This window comes from Frischella japonica (assembly GCF_014489845.1).
In the GTDB taxonomy this organism is placed as follows: domain Bacteria; phylum Pseudomonadota; class Gammaproteobacteria; order Enterobacterales; family Orbaceae; genus Frischella; species Frischella japonica.
In genome coordinates, this window is sequence record NZ_JABURY010000004.1 from 19,904 (window position 1) to 37,064 (window position 17,161).

Genomic DNA, 17,161 nt, shown 5'->3' on the forward strand with positions numbered 1-17,161 from the left:
AGTTATCGAGTATAGGCATTTGATAGTTAATCCTCTATAATTTCTTTTAATTGTCTAACAATTGGTTAATTATGTTTACGGTTTATCACTCAAATCAGCTAGATCTTCTAAAAGAGTTAACTTCCCAATTAATTACTATTCAGCCTTTGGATGGGGTATTTGCACCAGAGATTATTTTAGTGCAAAGTCAGGGGATGGGGCAGTGGTTACAAATTCAATTGGCCGAGAAACTAGGTATCGCTGCCAATATTCAATATCCTTTTCCAACCCAATTTGTTTGGGATATTTATCGGGTATTTGATCCTAATTTACCGAAAGATAATATCTTTAATACCGATTTTATGACATGGGCATTATTAGATATTTTACCGAAATTAATCAAACAAACGCAATTTACAGCCTTACGAAATTATTTCAATTTTGCTGATGATGAACAAAAATATTACCAGCTTGCTAGTTCAATTGCTCAGCTATTTGATCAATATCTAGTTTATCGTGTTGATTGGTTAAAAACTTGGGAAAATGGCCAATTGGTTAGTGGTTTAGATCATGCCCAAAACTGGCAGGCTGCATTATGGCAAGAACTGGTAGCTTATTCAAAATCCTTAGCAATACCTTTTGTTCACCGAGCTGAAATTCATGTCAATGTAATAAAGGCGTTGAATAATTTATCGAATAGCTTAATTATTGAAAAATTACCAAAACGTATTTTTGTTTTTGGCATTGTGTCACTGCCACCATTATATTTAGAACTTTTTTATAGTTTAAGCCAGCATATCGATGTACATTTTATGTTTATGAATCCCTGCCGGCAATATTGGGGCGATATCATTGATCATTCTTTTTTAACTAAGCATATTAATTCTAATGATACGATTGATAATCTGATCCAAACTACAAACCCATTGTTAGCTTCTTGGGGTAAATTAGGGCGTGATCATCTAGCATTATTACAAAATTATAATACTAAAAATGATATTGAGGCCTTTGTAGATTATGATTGCAATTGTTTATTATCAAAAGTACAGCAATCAATATTGGACATGCAAAGTGTTCTCAATTATTCCGATTCGTTTACAGAAACAAAACAACAATACATTGAACAAAATGATCATTCCATTGAATTCCATGTTTGTCATAGTGAACAACGGGAAGTTGAAGTGTTATATGACAATTTATTGGCAATATTAGATCAACATCCAGATATTCACTTAAATGAATGTGTAGTAATGGTTGCTGATATCGATCATTATGCGCCATATATACAAGCGGTATTTGATAATGCTCCTAAACATCGTTATTTACCTTATACTATTGCAGACCAAAAACTTAAATATATTGATCCGATTGTACAAGGTTTCTTCTTGTTACTAGAGCTACCACATAGTCGATTAGAGATTGAGTTTATCTTTAATATATTAGAAATTCCAAGTATTGCTAAACGATTCTCATTAAATGAAGAAAATTTAGTTCAATTACGTAATTGGATTATCGATTCAGGTATACGTTGGGGACTTGAATCAGCTATTGATAAGCCGCATAGTTGGTTAATGGGATTAAATCGCATGTTACTTGGCTATATGATGGAGAGTAAGCTAGAGAGTTGGCAAAATATTTTCCCGTATGATGAGTCGACAGGTTTGAATGCTGAACTGGTCGGGTTTTTATCCGATTTTATTTTGATGATTGCTAAATGGCGTAATCTTTTGACTCAATCACATTCAAGTTGTCAGTGGCTACATTTATGTGCTGATTTATTAGCTGATTTCTTTATAAGTGATGTTAATAGTGAACCATTATTATTAATGATTAAAGAACAGTGGCAAAAAATTCTTCATCAAGCCAACATTGCCGATTATGGTAAAGCAATTGATATTGTTATTCTGAAGAATTTTATGCAAACTAAATTTGATAATCATTATCTTTCTCATCGGTTTTTAGTCGGAAAAATAAATTTTTGTACCCTAATGCCCATGCGTTCTGTACCATTCAAGGTGGTCTGTCTCTTAGGGATGAATGATGGTGCTTATCCACGGGCTGTTTCGCCTTTCGGTTTTGATCTGATTAGTCGTCACGCTCGAATAGGCGATAGAAGTCGACGGAATGATGACCGATATCTTTTTTTAGAAGCATTATTATCGGCAGAAAAAAAATTGTATATTAGTTATATTGGACACGATATACAGACAAATGAGCCACGTTATCCATCAATTTTAGTAGATGAATTATGGCATTATATACGACAAGGTTATCGTTTAGATGGTGATCAGTTAGCAACATCAGAAGTAGCGGTTGATAAGTTACAAGCTCATTTGATTGAACAACATACACGAATGCCATTTCATCGATATAATTTTCAAAAATCGGACGGTTACCATTTAAAAACAATTAGTTATGCTGATGAATGGTTACCAGCAGCTAAATGTCAGGGCGCTTCAACTCTGTTTCAGCAACCATTACCTAAACAAATAATTAATACGATTACATTGGACGAATTAAAGCAGTTTTATCGGCATCCTATTAAACAGTTTACAAAAAAAAGATTGGGCTATACGATAAATACTAATGATGAACAATTACCGGATACTGAAAATTTTAATTTAGATGGTTTGCAACGTTTTTATATTAATAATCAAATTTTAAATCAATTTATGTTGCAACAAGATGTCACGACGCAACTTGATGATAAATTATTTCAAAAAATGTTGTTAAGTAATCAATTACCTTATGGTGCGTTTGGGCAACTCTTATATGCCGAACAGAAATCCTTGATGCAACTATTGATAGAACGAATTAAGCAAGCAAAAACGGGGGAATTTAAATCATTAGATATTAATTTAATGATTGATGAGATATCTTTAGTCGGCAGAATAAATTATTTACAACCAGATGGTATTTTACAATGGCGAAGCGCCAAATTAACAGTAAAAGATGGTGTGTCACTATGGATTGAACACTTGGTTTATTGTATTTTGCAAGCAAATAATGTGCCATTTTATAACCGTATGTATGGTCGGGATGAATCACAATGGTGTTTTGATCCCATTTCACCTGATAAGGCCTTAAATTTACTTAGTGATTTAGTTAATGGTTATATAAATGGTCTAAATCAACCTTTATTTATGCCATTACAAAGTTCATGGCATTGGCTTGAAACTGCTTATGATGCAGAAAAACAAATTATTACAGACGATATGGCTATCCTATCCAAAGCGAAAAACCATTTTATAGCAAAATGGCAAGGGGGGATTGGTTTGACTGCAGAATATGATGATTACTACCATCGCCTATATCCAGAACTCAATGATGAATTGATTGATAACGCAATAGTCTCAATAGAACGTTATTTATTGCCCATTATTCAACATCACGTTAAGGATATATCATGATATTCATTGATACCCATTGTCATTTAGATGCACCACCTTTTACTCATGCAATGATCGATTCAATAAAAAAGTTTCGACAAGCTAAAGTGGAAAAAATTATTGTTCCTGCTGTATCAAGTCAAAATTTTGCAACAATAAAACTATTATCTCAGCACCATGAACCTATTTATTATGCTTTAGGGTTGCATCCTATTTATCCACATAATCAGGAAGATTTAGTGTTATTAGAGCATATGCTGGAAAATTTGCCGCCTAAATTGGTTGCGATCGGCGAAACAGGTTTAGACAATTATATCTCAAATGCCAATCTTGCTCAGCAGCAACAGTATTTATTACGTCAGTTTGAATTTGCCAAACAGTATCATTTACCTATGATTTTACATTCACGTAAAACGCATGCTTTACTATATGTTTTATTAAAACAAGCAAAATTACCGAATAAGGGGGTGATTCATGGTTTTTCAGGCAGTTATGAGCAGGCTATGCAGTTTATTCGTTTAGGATTCTATATTGGTGTAGGTGGCATTATTAGTTACCAACGCGCCAACAAAACTCGCAATGCTATTAGCCGAATTCCGTTAGAGTATATTGTATTAGAAACTGATGCACCAGACATGCCATTAAGTGGTTATCAAGGGCAACCTAATCGACCGGAAAACGTGGCAAAAGTATTTGATATTTTGGTTTCGCTTCGAAGTGAATCTGCTGAACATATTCAAAATACCATTTTAACCAATACGTTGACGCTATTTCCGAGAATTAATACAATGAATACCATATAGTCTATTATTGCAATATGTTAGAAAAGTTAGCTTTTCAATATAGAGTAATAACAGAAGAAAGACATATCATTAACAAAATAAAACTAATATCAAAAATATTGCAGATTTTAAATTTTGATATTAAGCTGATTCATGTTGATTCACCGCTTTTAAGTAAATTATGTTTAACCATTTCAAAAATTATTTGTGGTACCATTGCTTTACAAACCAAGTTATTTCTCCCATGAGAGAAATAACTTGATATTGTTAAAGACATTATTAGAACAATGACTCTTGAGGTGGATATGCAAAAAACAGTATTTGCGATACTATTAGGTGTAACTTTTTGAGGTTTTATCTGCTCTATCAGCCACTTTCTGTTTGGCACATTATTTCTAGTTGTTTATTAACTAGTTAGAGGTTAGGCCAATCGGTAAAAAAATATCAAATGTTAAGGTTAAGCATTTTATTAACGATCATCATGAATTAAGAACTGAAATGACAAATACACATCCCATAACCCCAATTATGTATAAAATGATGCCATGGATTGCCGCAATGGCTTTTTTTATGCAAATGCTTGATAGCTCTATCTTAAATACAGCTTTACCCGCTATAGCGCGAGATCTCGATGAATCACCTTTAAATATGCAATCAGCGGTTATTTGTTATGCATTAGCGTTAGCATTATTTATTCCAGTGAGTGGTTTTCTATCAGATCGATTTGGCACTCGCAATATTTTTATCTTTTCTGTGTTTTTATTCTCCTGTGGTTCATTATTTTGTGCTTTATCACCGTCACTGCTTATTTTAGATATTTCTCGAATTATTCAAGGGATTGGTGGTGCGATGATGGTACCTGTTTCACGTTTAGTCTTAATTAAATCATTCAAACGTAGTGAGTTTTTGGCTGCATTAAATGCTTCAACTATTCCAGGATTGGTCGGTCCTGTAGTTGGACCATTACTTGGTGGGTATTTTGTGCAATATATCTCATGGCATTGGATATTTTTGATCAATCTACCAATTGGATTATTAGGTATCGTAGCCGGATGGAAATATATGCCAAATATCAAAGGTAAAAATAGTTTTTTTGATACCTCAGGTGTAATACTTATTGCTTTAGCTGTAGTTTGTGCAACGTTAGCTATTGAATTAATTAATCAGAATATGAAGATCCAATTTTCAATTGGATTGTTTGCTGTTTGTTCAATTTCTTTAATTTTATATTTTAAACACGCCAAAAAGTCTCCTTCCCCCATTTTTCCTTTAATTTTATTCAAAATTCATACGTTCAAAATTGGAATAATCGGTAATTTAATTAGCCGGCTTGGCATATCAGCGGCTCCTTTTTTAGTCCCGCTATTATTACAAGTCGCTTTTGGTTATTCAGCACTTTATGCTGGACTGATGTTAATGCCAATGGCGGTAGCTTCATTTCTAGGTAAATCATTAGTACAGCCGGTACTCCGGCATTATGGATATCGACGAGTTTTAATTACCAATACTACCCTTATCGGTCTTGTTATTATAGCAATGGTTTCCTTGGAACGAGACTCATCCATAATATTATTTGGATTATTGTTATTTTGCTTGGGCGCCACCAATTCATTACAATTTACCGCAATGAATAGTATTACATTAGCAGACCTACCTAATGATCTAACTAGTAGTGGTAATAGCCTTATGGCTGTGAATCAACAACTGGCTATTAGTTTTGGTATAGCTTGTGGGGCGGTACTTGTCAGAATCTTCAGTAATTTAGATGAAGTGACTGATCACAATATCACTATGGCGTTTAAAATTACTTTTGTCGTATTAGGTATATTTACTTGTTTATCAGGTCTTATATTCAGGCAATTATATCCTGAAGATGGTCGAAATCTTATTAGTCAATCAAACTCTGATTCATCAACAGTAAGGAGCAAATAATGCAATTTCAAATTATCCCAGTAACATCATTTCAAGAAAATTGTTCGATCATTTGGTGTGAAAAAACGTTACAAGGAGCCATTGTTGATCCAGGTGGTGAGTCTGAACTTTTGATTAAAGCAGTAGAAAAGTTAAATATAACTATAACTAAAATTTTATTAACTCATGGTCATCTTGATCATGTTGGAGGAGCAAAAGCCTTAGCAAATCATTATCAAATTAAAATTTATGGACCTTCGCAAGAAGATAGATTTTTATTGGACAATCTACCTCAACAATGCGTTCAGTTCGGTTTTCCATTCTGCGAGGCTTTTGAACCTGATAATTGGTTAAACGAAGGAGATATTATTAAAATTGGTGAGGAGCAATTGTCGGTATTACACTGTCCAGGGCACACACCAGGGCATATTGTGTTTGTTAATCATTTACAAAAAGTTGCTTTAGTAGGTGATGTTTTATTTCATAACAGTATTGGTCGTACAGATTTTCCAAGAGGAAGTTATCCCGATCTTATCTCTTCAATCAAAACTAAATTATTTCCACTTGGTGATGATTTCACTTTTATTCCTGGTCATGGTGGAATATCAACATTTGGTCAAGAACGCATCAACAATCCATATTTAACCTAAATAATTTTATTAAATGTGGCTTTTGCTATTGACAGGTGCCACATAAATCTATAATATTCGCGCTATCTTTTCGGTTCCTCCATAGTTCAGTCGGTAGAACGGCGGACTGTTAATCCGTATGTCACTGGTTCGAGTCCAGTTGGAGGAGCCAACTTTCCACTTTATCTCATATCTATACATCTCTATTTGATTATAAATCAATTTCTTATATTTTTTTATATGTCTATTATCCATATACATTTATCAATTTAATTTTTTTCGGGTAAGAATGAGGGTACAGCAAAAATTCTCATTTTTCTCAAGAGGAAAAGAATTTTATGCCAAAAATAATTAAAAGATTAACTAATAATCAAATCGAAAAATATTTGAGCAGCTGATAAAGATTTGTATCTAAGAGACGGCAATGGTTTTATTTCGGTTTGATCGTTAGAGGATTTTATTTTTCTGTCAGAAGGCTTTCATTTTCCATTATAGGATGATTAAATTATTGTTTACTACACTATCATTACTTCATTTTATTGCTCAATAATTAATTTTTTATATTTATAATCAGTACTAAAAAAACCTTTTTCGTTCCAAATAGTATGAGTTACTTTTATGTATAAGATATTGTGATTCCAAACCAAATCCCAAATAATCCATTTTTCTGTTTCGAAATGAAAAATATGCTTTATATGATTATTTTTAATCTCATATAAGTCTATAATGGATTTTGATTCTTCATAATTTATATAAAAGGTAGTAAATTGCGTTTTTGCCTTATTTATATAGGGTATTGCTTGTAAAGTAATTGTATTATTTTTGTCATCCTGAATCTTAACCTCGCTATCTTCATAATATGAAACTGTAATAATATCCCTATTCAATGGCTTCCAATAGCCGTAATAATCATAAATTTTCATGAATTCATTATCATTTAAATTATTTGTATAAATTTTATTATTAACATTTAGATATTCTTCTTTTTTTATAAATCTTTTGTCATTTTTTTCAATCATTGGGTCATAAATTTTTTTCATATGACTAAATTCTTGTGCGTTACTTTTTTTTTCTATAAAGCTTATTGAAAGCTTTTTTAAGCTATTAGCTTCACTATGTGTTGTATAACTACATATCACCAATAAAAAAATATATAAGGAAAAGTATTTTATCATTTTTGGGTTATCTCTATATAATTTGGATTATATTCTTTTTTTCAGATGAAAATGGCGATGTTAGTCTGTTTTATGTGTACTATTTTTTTATATTTTACCTTAAGTGTTTTAGTATATATAATAAGTAATAATATCTATAACACCTGTAACAGTAAATCATTTACCTTCTTGGTTTTAGCCATACATTTTTCCAGTATCATTGCCATCACTTGAACCGCAATAAATAACATTTTTTTCATCTGCCTACCCACAACAATATACTACTGAGGATTGTTTTAAAAAAAACAATCGGGTAAAAAATTTAGTTGGAAAAAATAACCGATTATTGAATTATCAGATTAAACTCAATGAAATATATTTTAATAATATTAAACTTTTAGTAATAGGATATGCAAATAGCAATATTTTAGTTATTTATTCATTATCTGATAAGAGCGTTTGTAACAAAGCTTTAAAAATTGAATTACCAAAGAGTTCATTTTTTATTTATAAAGGTGTTAATTTAAAAAATAAAGGAAACTATAAATGAATATAAGATGACGGTAATACCTATTTGCAGATGGATTGATATAAAGGATTTTATAAATAGATTCCATTTTTATACAAAATTACGGTAATTCAATGAATGAATATAAATTTTTTCCTGAATGTGATACAAAGTATTTGTACTTTATAAAGTAATAGTAAGCTAATCAAATTTGAAAAAATAAATGGAAAGAGATATCACATATTTCTAATCCATGTAATGAATTAAAAGAGAAAGATATCATCAATATAAGCACGAGGATTTTTACTTGATAATGTTGTTCTTTTTTTAGCCCTGATAAGATTTTACTTTCTAGCTGAACTAGCAAAAAATAATAGAAATAAAAAAGAATTAGTTCTAAATAATATTAATAGGTTGATCTAATGGTAAAAGGAAACAATTTTATAATAAGAATATTATTACTAATTCTATGTTCTTTGGCTAACATAACATGCAGTCAAAAAGCTGTTAATCATTCCACTCCCATCGAATATGGTTACGTAGCGACTAATGTTTTAGATATTTCTTCTCCTGAGATAATTTTGCAATCTGATACGTATTTATTAGGTAAACCTTGCTATGCTTATAAACTAAAAATCAACGAACAGGAAGAATTAATCTTCTTAACTTATAATAAAGAATTCGATCTTTATTCAGATCCAAGATTAATTAAAAATGAGATTACATCTAAAATCGAAGGATATGATGATGACCAATATACTGGTATTGACTCAATAGATATTAAAATATCTGATAATAAACATTATGTTAAAATGGATGCAATTATCAAAGGTTATGTTGAAATATCAGACAATGAGCGAAGGCTACACGAAAACTATCAATGTGTCATTATCGATATCAAAAAATCAGAAGTCGTTTGGTCTGGGGTACAAATGTGTGATGGTGAGTGGAAAGATAATCAATGGATAAGTAATGGACAAGTCGAATTTGATGGCGAATAAAGTTTAAGTTCGAAAGAAAGATAAACAGCTAAAAAACATGGGAAATTTAAAAGATGAGTAATTCTAAAAAAATTTATATTTACTAGTCGCAATAGTATTCATTTCATGTTCATGTAATTCAAGTTTGGCTGACGAAAATAAACGCGATTTTAGTCAAACTTTATCCACTGAAAATGTCTCATGTCAAAAAACTATAAAAGAATATTTTCCAAATGGAACATTAAAATTATCAGGTTGCCAAGGGATTTATAATGGAACAGGAATCCAAGTTGGATTATGGAACAAATATAATCAAAAAGGCGAATTGATCGAAACGACGTATTACCAACCCGACGATTTTGGAAAAGACTATAAAATTATTACGCAATATGAAAAAAATAAAATCATCTCGAAAAAAATTTATAACTTTGATGATTTGTATGAAGTTGAGTTAAAAGAGCTTTCGAATTTATCTAAGTCATCATCACTTGATTGTGGATATGAGTTTGGAATATCAAAACTTGTAGATTATTTTCTGCTAAGTGTGCCCAATTTCTTTTTTAAATTAAAATACTATTTTTAATATTGGGCTATAAAATTAAGAAAAAACCGACTATGCGGTTTTTAAAATAACATATTTGAAATAATTTGTTTCTATTATATCTAAGGAAAACAGTATTTCCCTATCCATTTAATAATATGATGGTTTGTTAGTATTTAATTTCACACCGATACTTAAAATAATCAGACCGGTTAAACTTAAAACAACACCAGCCCATAAGGGTGATGTGAAACCAAATCCAGCATTAAGCGTGATACCTCCAAACCATGCACCAAGAGCATTACCAATGTTAAATGCTGCTATATTTGCGCCTGATGCGGCAGTTGGGGCATCCGGCGCATACCTCATTATTCTAAGTTGTAACCCTGGTGCGATAGCTAAACCAACGCTCCCCATCAGAAATAGTGAAATGACAGTCATTGTTTGATTTTCTGCTGTTAATGCAAAGATAGCAAGTACGATTGCCAAAAAGGTTAAAAGTATTGCAATAGACTTATTTAATGCTTTATCAGCCATTTTTCCGCCAATAATATTGCCAATAAATGTACCAAACCCAAACAAAACTAAAAGCCAAGGTACTGATGATGTTTGAAATTGGCTGACTTTCGTCAGGATAAATGCGATATAAGTAAAGCCACCAATTACACCACCAAATGTAAATATACTAATAAAAATAGATATCCAAACTTGGGGGCTTTTAAATACGCGAAATTCATTTTTTAAATTTGATTTATTATCTACTGTTATTACAGGTACTAGTAAACGGATACAAAACATAGTGATTATACCAATAATAGCTAATACCCAGAACGTTGATCTCCACCCAAATTTTAAACCTAAAAAAGTTCCAACAGGTACACCCATAACATTCGAAACGGTCAATCCTAAAAACATGATTGATATTGCTGCAGCTTGCTTATTCGTATGAACCATTCCTGCTGCAACAACTGCTCCAATACTAAAAAATGCGCCATGACATAAAGCTGCGATTATGCGTCCAAGCATAAGTATTGAGTAGTTTTCAGCTATTGCAGAGGTTAAGTTACCAAGAATAAATAAAGCCATTAACATAATTAGTGTAATTCGGCGTTCATATCTAGTCATAATTGCAGTTAATACTATTGCACCTACTGCCACACTTAAGGCATATCCTGACACTAAATATCCTGCGACTTGTTCAGAAACATGAAATTCATTCGCTACTTGTGGTAATAAACCAACAATACCAAATTCAGTTAATCCTATCGCGAATGCGCCCAATGCAAGAGCATATAATCCCATGGGCATGTTGTGATTTGACATTTTTTCCTCCTATAAATTAACTTAATTTTACAATGAGTTAATTAATCCAAATTTAATTTGTTATATTTCCCATGAATGACAGTATTTATTTAAAATGTTACTATTTAACTGATCTTAATGGTCAAGTAGCTTTTTGTTTTACTCATTTGATACAAAACTAACGTTTTATGATTTTATAACATTCCAAAAATTTGGAACGTTATATGCTTTAATATTCATCGTAATTGTTTCAAATGTCAATTAAAAAAATTATTGGAGCAGTAATGAACGTTCAAGAGAACAAAAAACAATCAAAAAAAAACGATGACATGAAAAATAATTTACTTTCGGTTTTAAAAGCGCTTTCCGATCCAACGCGTCTATATATAATTAAAACGCTAATCGGTGATGAACCTGGAGTCCCTAGACATTGTACAACGTTTAATCTAACATTATCCAAACCAACAATTTCACATCATTTTAAAATATTAAGAAATGCAGGACTGATAAATCAGTATGATAACGGCAATCACTCTACGACTATGTTACGACGGGATGAAATAGAAAAGCAGTATCCCGGATTATTGGATATTTTATCAAAATCTGAATAATACTTATTGATATACTGGCATATTTAGTTATCAATAGGGGATATTATGAGTACGATATTAGTTTGGTAAAAGTAGTTTTTACAAGAAAACATTGCCTATTTTATAATTCTTAGAAAATAATGTGTTTGTCTTTCTAAAATCTACAAACTTCCTTTCTAAGTCTAATATATAATATTATTTTTTATCTTTGATAATATTTATGTCAAAACTTTCATTAAGTTTTTCGAATTTATTAAGCTAATCGCAATATTTTAACAAATCAGTTAGTTAAATTAATTTATAACATATTATATAAAAATCTCTTGATACTGTATTAGTATACAGTATAATAATTATCTATTGTGGATGATGAATTTTTATATTGGAACCTTATTTATGAACGAAAATAAACAACGTGCGCTGACAGCAGCATTAAGTCAAATTGAAAAACAATTTGGTAAAGGCTCTATCATGCGTTTAGGTGATACTCAAACTTTAGATGTTGATGCGATTTCTACTGGTTCATTAGGACTTGATATAGCATTAGGCATTGGTGGTTTGCCAATGGGGCGAATTATTGAAATCTTTGGCCCTGAATCATCAGGAAAAACCACATTAACGTTATCTGTGATTGCTCAGGCACAAAAACAAGGGAAAACTTGTGCTTTTATCGATGCAGAGCATGCACTTGATCCGATTTATGCTGCTAAGTTAGGAGTTCAAGTTGATGATTTATTAGTGTCACAACCCGATACAGGAGAGCAAGCACTTGAAATTTGTGATGCATTAGTTCGTTCTGGTGCTGTTGATGTTGTGATTGTTGACTCAGTAGCGGCATTGACACCTCGTGCTGAAATTGAAGGTGAGATGGGTGACTCACATATGGGGCTGCAAGCGCGTTTAATGTCGCAAGCATTAAGAAAATTAACGGCAAATATTAAAAATGCTAATTGTCTGGTGATTTTTATAAACCAAATCCGCATGAAGATTGGTGTAATGTTTGGTAATCCTGAAACCACAACAGGAGGCAATGCACTGAAATTTTATGCATCTGTACGGCTAGATATTCGTCGTATTGGCGCCGTAAAAGAAGGAGAAGACGTAATTGGTAGTGATACTCGAGTAAAAGTGGTTAAAAATAAAGTCGCTGCACCATTTAGACAAGCAGAATTTCAAATTTTATATGGTTGTGGGATATCTAAATATGGTGAATTAATCGATTTAGGTGTTAAAAATAAATTGGTTGATAAGGCTGGTGCGTGGTATAGCTATAATGGTGAAAAAATTGGCCAAGGTAAGGCTAATTCAATTAAATACCTACAAGAACATGAAGAGATATCTAATGAATTAGAAACCAAAATCCGAGAGTTACTATTAACTAATCCTGCAAGTTTTAGCGCTTCAGAAGAAGATAGTTCGGCTACTGAAGATGGATTATAACAGCCTTAATAAAACTTTATATTCTAAAGCTGTGCAATTGCTTGCACAGCGTAACCATTCTACATTTGAATTGAAACAAAAATTATCACTTTTTATTACAAAAAAGAGTGATAATTATCATGGTAATTCCGATCAAATTTCTCACCAAATAGATGCAGTTATTCAATACTGCTTATCACGTCATTGGCTTGATGATAATAACTATATTAGTCAGTATATCGATATACGCGTTCGCAAAGGGTATGGCAAAAATCGAATTTTTATGGAACTTAAGCAAAAAGGTTTAGACAAGAGCTTAATTCTTGCCGTCATAAATCAAAAAGATATTGATTGGTATCAGCTAGCACTAAATCAGGTAAATAAAAAATTCACAAATATCAATTTGCGAAATATACAGCAAAAATCAAAAATTAATCAATATTTACTTTATCGAGGCTTTTGCCAGGAAGAAATCCGTTGTATTTTAACATTAATTTCGTAATATTTTTCAAATAACTATTTATAAATTATTGTAAATAAGTATACTTGGTTCAATAAGTTAATTATACTCTATCTAATTGAAAACTTTTAAATATTTTGGATTAGATTTTAATGTTGATTAAGTAACTTAATGACAATGGTATTATTTTGCTAAATGAGCTTATGCGTTATTTAAATTAATATTACAAACATTAGTTTTAATAAATACAATTTAAAACTACTTCTTGAAGTACAATGCGTATATAAGTATATTAAGCAAAATTTAATTTTAATAATAATCGGATTTAGAAATGAAAAGTACCGCAGAAATTCGTCAAATGTTTCTTGATTTTTTCCATAGTAAAGGACACGAGGTCGTTGCTAGTAGCTCACTTGTTCCACATAATGACCCGACGCTGTTATTTACCAATGCAGGGATGAATCAATTTAAGGATGTTTTTCTTGGCATGGATAAAAGATCCTATTCAAGAGCAACTACCGCACAACGCTGTGTTCGTGCAGGTGGTAAGCATAATGATTTAGACAATGTAGGTTATACCGCTCGCCATCATACTTTTTTTGAAATGTTAGGTAATTTTAGTTTTGGTGACTATTTTAAACGTGATGCGATTCATTTTGCATGGGAATTACTCACGGGAGAAGGTTGGTTTAATCTTCCAAAAGAACGATTGCTTGTCACTGTTTATGCTACAGATGATGAAGCCTATAACATTTGGGCAAATGAAATTGGTATACCGCAAGAAAAAATTATACGTATAGGTGATAACAAGGGTGCACCTTATGCATCGGATAATTTCTGGCAAATGGGGGATACTGGACCATGTGGCCCTTGTAGTGAGATTTTCTATGATCATGGTAATCATATATGGGGGGGCCCCCCGGGTAGTCCCGAAGAAGACGGTGATCGTTTTATTGAAATTTGGAATATTGTTTTCATGCAGTTTAATCGTCTATCCGATGGCTCAATGGAGCCATTGCCTAAACCTTCAGTTGATACAGGTATGGGGCTGGAGCGAATTTCGGCTGTTTTACAACATGTGAATTCTAATTATGAAATAGATCTATTTAAAACCCTTATTCAAAATACAGCTAAGGTTATAGGTATTAGTGACTTACAGAATAAATCCCTACGTGTTATAGCGGATCATATTCGTTCTTGTGCATTTTTGATTGCTGATGGCGTGTTACCTTCTAATGAAGGACGAGGATATGTATTAAGAAGAATTATTCGTCGAGCAGTTAGACATGGTCATATGCTTGGCGCAAAAGAAGTGTTCTTTTATAAATTAGTACAACCTTTAATTTGTGTGATGGAAAGTGCAGCTAGTCAATTAACCAAAAATCAAAAACAGGTTGAAGAAACATTAAAAGTCGAAGAAGAACAGTTTTTGAAAACGTTAGAAAGAGGATTACTACTTCTCGATCAAGAATTGATTAAAATTACTGACAACCAATTATCCGGGGATATTGCGTTTAAATTATATGATACTTATGGTTTTCCATTTGATTTGACTGCTGATGTTTGTCGAGAAAAAAATATCACTGTAGATGAAGCAGGATTCAATCGCTGTATGGAACAACAGCGTCGTCGTTCACGTGAATCGGATAATTTTAGTGTAGATTATAGCACTACGATTCAATTCGATGGGCAAACAGAGTTTTTGGGTTACGAACAAGATGAATTAATGGCAACGGTAGTTGCAATTTTTCAACAAGGTAAACAAGTTGAAGCAATTAAGCAAGGAGATGAGGCAGTCATTATTCTCGATAAAACACCATTTTATGGTGAGTCTGGTGGACAAGTCGGTGATAAAGGTATGCTAACTACCGCTGAGACGCGTTTTAATGTGGAAGATAGTCAAAAATATGGTAAAAACATTGGTCATATCGGCAAGTTATCACAGGGGCATTTGACAGTTGGCGATAAGGTCGCAGCAGCAATTGACAGTGAATTACGCGCACGAATTCGTCGTAATCATTCAGCGACTCACTTATTACAGGCTGCCTTACAACGTATTTTGGGTGATCATGTACAGCAAAAAGGTTCGTTAGTTAACGATAGCTATTTACGTTTTGATTTTTCGCATTTGCAATCGATTTCTTTAGAACAGCTTCAGCAAATTGAAAATTTAGTTAATCAACAAATTCGTCGTAATTATCCGGTTTCAATAGAATTAATGCCAATTGATGAAGCTCGCAATAGGGGGGCAATGGCATTATTTGGTGAAAAATATGAAGATATTGTGCGTGTTCTGACTATGGGTGACTTTTCAATTGAGTTATGTGGAGGAACGCACGTTATTCGTACCGGCGATATCGGCTTTTTCAAAATTATATCAGAATCCAGCATTGCATCTGGTGTCAGACGAATCGAAGCAACAACAGGACAAATGGCATTAGATCATGCTCATAGAGATGATAAACGTCTAAGTGATGTAATGTCTTTGCTTAAAGTGGATAAGAATAATATTGTAACTCGATTGTCTATGTTAATGGAACAAATGAAATCATTTGAAAAATCCATTGAACAACTTAAATCACAGCAGGCTGCGCAAGAAAGTGCTCAATTATTAAATAAAGTTGTTACCATTAATAATATTAAATTGTTGGTTGCTCAAATTGATAATACTGAAGCTAAAGTTTTACGTGAAATGATTGATGGATTAAAAAACCAATTAAAATCTGGTGTTATTGTGTTAGCAACAATTAATGAAGATAAAATTAGTTTGGCTGTAGGTGTTACAAAAGATTTAACAGACCAAATTAAAGCTGGTGTATTAGTCTCCCAGTTAGCAGGGAAAATTGGTGGTAAAGGCGGCGGAAGACCTGATTTTGCTCAAGCTGGTGGTTCAGATATTTCTGCATTACCTGAAGCATTATCTTTGATGAAGAACGAGTTAGGTGAGAAGCTAAAAGCGATATAGTCTGGATAATTAAGAATAGGAGTTCTAATGTTAATTTTAACCAGGAGAGTAGGTGAAACACTGATAATCGGTGATGATGTTGTGATTACAGTATTAGGTGTGAAAGGAAATCAAGTTAGGATAGGAATCAATGCGCCTAAAAATGTGTCTATTCATCGTGAAGAGATTTATAATCGAATTCACCAGTACCAACCCCCTGAAATCGACAATGACAAATGATAATTTCCATTTATTTGGCTATAATTGGGTGCTAAATATGCAAACGATAAAGATTATAGTAAAAAATATTTGACATATTTTCTATAAATCGTAATATGTGCGCCACATACTTTTTATAAATCCTTTTATAAAAAGTATTTTTAAAATAACGGTGAGATGGCCGAGAGGCTGAAGGCGCTCCCCTGCTAAGGGAGTATAGGGTCAAAAGCTCTATCGAGGGTTCGAATCCCTCTTTCACCGCCATTTTATAAATATGCATCCGTAGCTCAGCTGGATAGAGTACCCGGCTACGAACCGGGCGGTCAGGGGTTCGAATCCCTTCGGATGCACCAT

Annotated in this window: 13 protein-coding genes and 3 tRNA genes; 14 read left to right on the top strand and 2 right to left on the bottom strand. The window is 32.4% G+C overall.

Annotated elements, in window-relative coordinates:
• Positions 1–71 precede the first annotated feature (71 nt).
• The 5 genes from recC to FcAc13_RS00875 all read left to right on the top strand — a co-directional run bounded on the left by recC (position 72) and on the right by FcAc13_RS00875 (position 6,862).
• Positions 72–3,389, top strand: coding sequence for an exodeoxyribonuclease V subunit gamma (recC, locus tag FcAc13_RS00855; protein WP_187754317.1), 3,318 nt, complete (start codon positions 72–74; stop codon positions 3,387–3,389).
• Positions 3,386–4,171 carry a TatD family hydrolase gene (locus FcAc13_RS00860; RefSeq protein ID WP_187754318.1) on the top strand — a complete coding sequence of 262 codons (786 nt, stop codon included), beginning with the start codon at positions 3,386–3,388 and terminating at the stop codon, positions 4,169–4,171. Before recC ends, FcAc13_RS00860 begins: the two co-directional genes overlap by 4 nt.
• Positions 4,172–4,648: 477 nt before the next feature.
• The gene (locus FcAc13_RS00865; RefSeq protein ID WP_223064492.1) at positions 4,649–6,082 is read left to right on the top strand and encodes an MFS transporter; all 1,434 of its coding nucleotides are present in this window, start codon (positions 4,649–4,651) and stop codon (positions 6,080–6,082) included.
• Positions 6,082–6,711, top strand: coding sequence for an MBL fold metallo-hydrolase (locus FcAc13_RS00870; protein ID WP_187754319.1), 630 nt, complete (start codon positions 6,082–6,084; stop codon positions 6,709–6,711). Before FcAc13_RS00865 ends, FcAc13_RS00870 begins: the two co-directional genes overlap by 1 nt.
• Before the next feature lie 75 nt (positions 6,712–6,786).
• Positions 6,787–6,862 (top strand) — tRNA-Asn (locus tag FcAc13_RS00875).
• Between the two features lie 364 nt (positions 6,863–7,226).
• Here the strand turns inward: FcAc13_RS00875 and FcAc13_RS00880 are convergent.
• Entirely contained in the window at positions 7,227–7,865 is a 639-nt protein-coding gene (locus FcAc13_RS00880; RefSeq protein WP_187754320.1) for a hypothetical protein, read from the bottom strand.
• 909 nt (positions 7,866–8,774) lie between these two features.
• Here FcAc13_RS00880 and FcAc13_RS00885 point away from each other — a divergent pair.
• Both FcAc13_RS00885 and FcAc13_RS00890 read left to right on the top strand, forming a co-directional pair.
• Positions 8,775–9,353, top strand: coding sequence for a hypothetical protein (locus FcAc13_RS00885; RefSeq protein ID WP_187754321.1), 579 nt, complete (start codon positions 8,775–8,777; stop codon positions 9,351–9,353).
• 124 nt (positions 9,354–9,477) lie between these two features.
• On the top strand, positions 9,478–9,915 hold the full coding sequence (locus FcAc13_RS00890; RefSeq protein ID WP_187754322.1) for a hypothetical protein: 438 nt from the start codon (positions 9,478–9,480) through the stop codon (positions 9,913–9,915).
• Between the two features lie 108 nt (positions 9,916–10,023).
• Here the strand turns inward: FcAc13_RS00890 and FcAc13_RS00895 are convergent, their stop codons facing one another.
• Positions 10,024–11,181 carry an MFS transporter gene (locus FcAc13_RS00895; protein ID WP_187754363.1) on the bottom strand — a complete coding sequence of 386 codons (1,158 nt, stop codon included), beginning with the start codon at positions 11,179–11,181 and terminating at the stop codon, positions 10,024–10,026.
• Between the two features lie 278 nt (positions 11,182–11,459).
• Between FcAc13_RS00895 and FcAc13_RS00900 the strand changes: the two genes are divergently transcribed.
• The 7 genes from FcAc13_RS00900 (at position 11,460) to FcAc13_RS00930 (ending at position 17,160) form a co-directional block, all read left to right on the top strand.
• Positions 11,460–11,786 carry an ArsR/SmtB family transcription factor gene (locus FcAc13_RS00900; protein WP_187754323.1) on the top strand — a complete coding sequence of 109 codons (327 nt, stop codon included), beginning with the start codon at positions 11,460–11,462 and terminating at the stop codon, positions 11,784–11,786.
• A gap of 375 nt (positions 11,787–12,161) precedes the next feature.
• Positions 12,162–13,205: a recombinase RecA gene (gene recA, locus FcAc13_RS00905; protein WP_187754324.1), complete on the top strand. Its 1,044-nt coding sequence runs from the start codon at positions 12,162–12,164 to the stop codon at positions 13,203–13,205.
• Complete coding sequence (locus tag FcAc13_RS00910) at positions 13,195–13,686, top strand: regulatory protein RecX (RefSeq protein ID WP_187754325.1); 492 nt, start codon at positions 13,195–13,197, stop codon at positions 13,684–13,686. The genes recA and FcAc13_RS00910 overlap by 11 nt, the downstream gene beginning before the upstream one ends.
• 289 nt (positions 13,687–13,975) lie before the next feature.
• On the top strand, positions 13,976–16,609 hold the full coding sequence (gene alaS / locus FcAc13_RS00915; RefSeq protein WP_187754326.1) for an alanine--tRNA ligase: 2,634 nt from the start codon (positions 13,976–13,978) through the stop codon (positions 16,607–16,609).
• Positions 16,610–16,636: 27 nt separating this feature from the next.
• Positions 16,637–16,828 carry a carbon storage regulator CsrA gene (csrA, locus tag FcAc13_RS00920; RefSeq protein ID WP_187754327.1) on the top strand — a complete coding sequence of 64 codons (192 nt, stop codon included), beginning with the start codon at positions 16,637–16,639 and terminating at the stop codon, positions 16,826–16,828.
• A gap of 150 nt (positions 16,829–16,978) precedes the next feature.
• Positions 16,979–17,071: transfer RNA gene (locus FcAc13_RS00925), tRNA-Ser, on the top strand.
• 12 nt (positions 17,072–17,083) lie between these two features.
• A tRNA-Arg gene (locus FcAc13_RS00930) sits at positions 17,084–17,160 on the top strand.
• Position 17,161: the final 1 nt, after the last annotated feature.

Coding starts and splice junctions, on each gene's coding strand:
- recC (WP_187754317.1), top strand. CDS start 72: ATGTTTACGGTTTATCACTCAAATCAGCTAGATCTTCTAAAAGAGTTA.
- FcAc13_RS00860 (WP_187754318.1), top strand. CDS start 3,386: ATGATATTCATTGATACCCATTGTCATTTAGATGCACCACCTTTTACT.
- FcAc13_RS00865 (WP_223064492.1), top strand. CDS start 4,649: ATGACAAATACACATCCCATAACCCCAATTATGTATAAAATGATGCCA.
- FcAc13_RS00870 (WP_187754319.1), top strand. CDS start 6,082: ATGCAATTTCAAATTATCCCAGTAACATCATTTCAAGAAAATTGTTCG.
- FcAc13_RS00880 (WP_187754320.1), bottom strand. CDS start 7,865: ATGATAAAATACTTTTCCTTATATATTTTTTTATTGGTGATATGTAGT.
- FcAc13_RS00885 (WP_187754321.1), top strand. CDS start 8,775: ATGGTAAAAGGAAACAATTTTATAATAAGAATATTATTACTAATTCTA.
- FcAc13_RS00895 (WP_187754363.1), bottom strand. CDS start 11,181: ATGCCCATGGGATTATATGCTCTTGCATTGGGCGCATTCGCGATAGGA.
- FcAc13_RS00900 (WP_187754323.1), top strand. CDS start 11,460: ATGAACGTTCAAGAGAACAAAAAACAATCAAAAAAAAACGATGACATG.
- recA (WP_187754324.1), top strand. CDS start 12,162: ATGAACGAAAATAAACAACGTGCGCTGACAGCAGCATTAAGTCAAATT.
- FcAc13_RS00910 (WP_187754325.1), top strand. CDS start 13,195: ATGGATTATAACAGCCTTAATAAAACTTTATATTCTAAAGCTGTGCAA.
- alaS (WP_187754326.1), top strand. CDS start 13,976: ATGAAAAGTACCGCAGAAATTCGTCAAATGTTTCTTGATTTTTTCCAT.
- csrA (WP_187754327.1), top strand. CDS start 16,637: ATGTTAATTTTAACCAGGAGAGTAGGTGAAACACTGATAATCGGTGAT.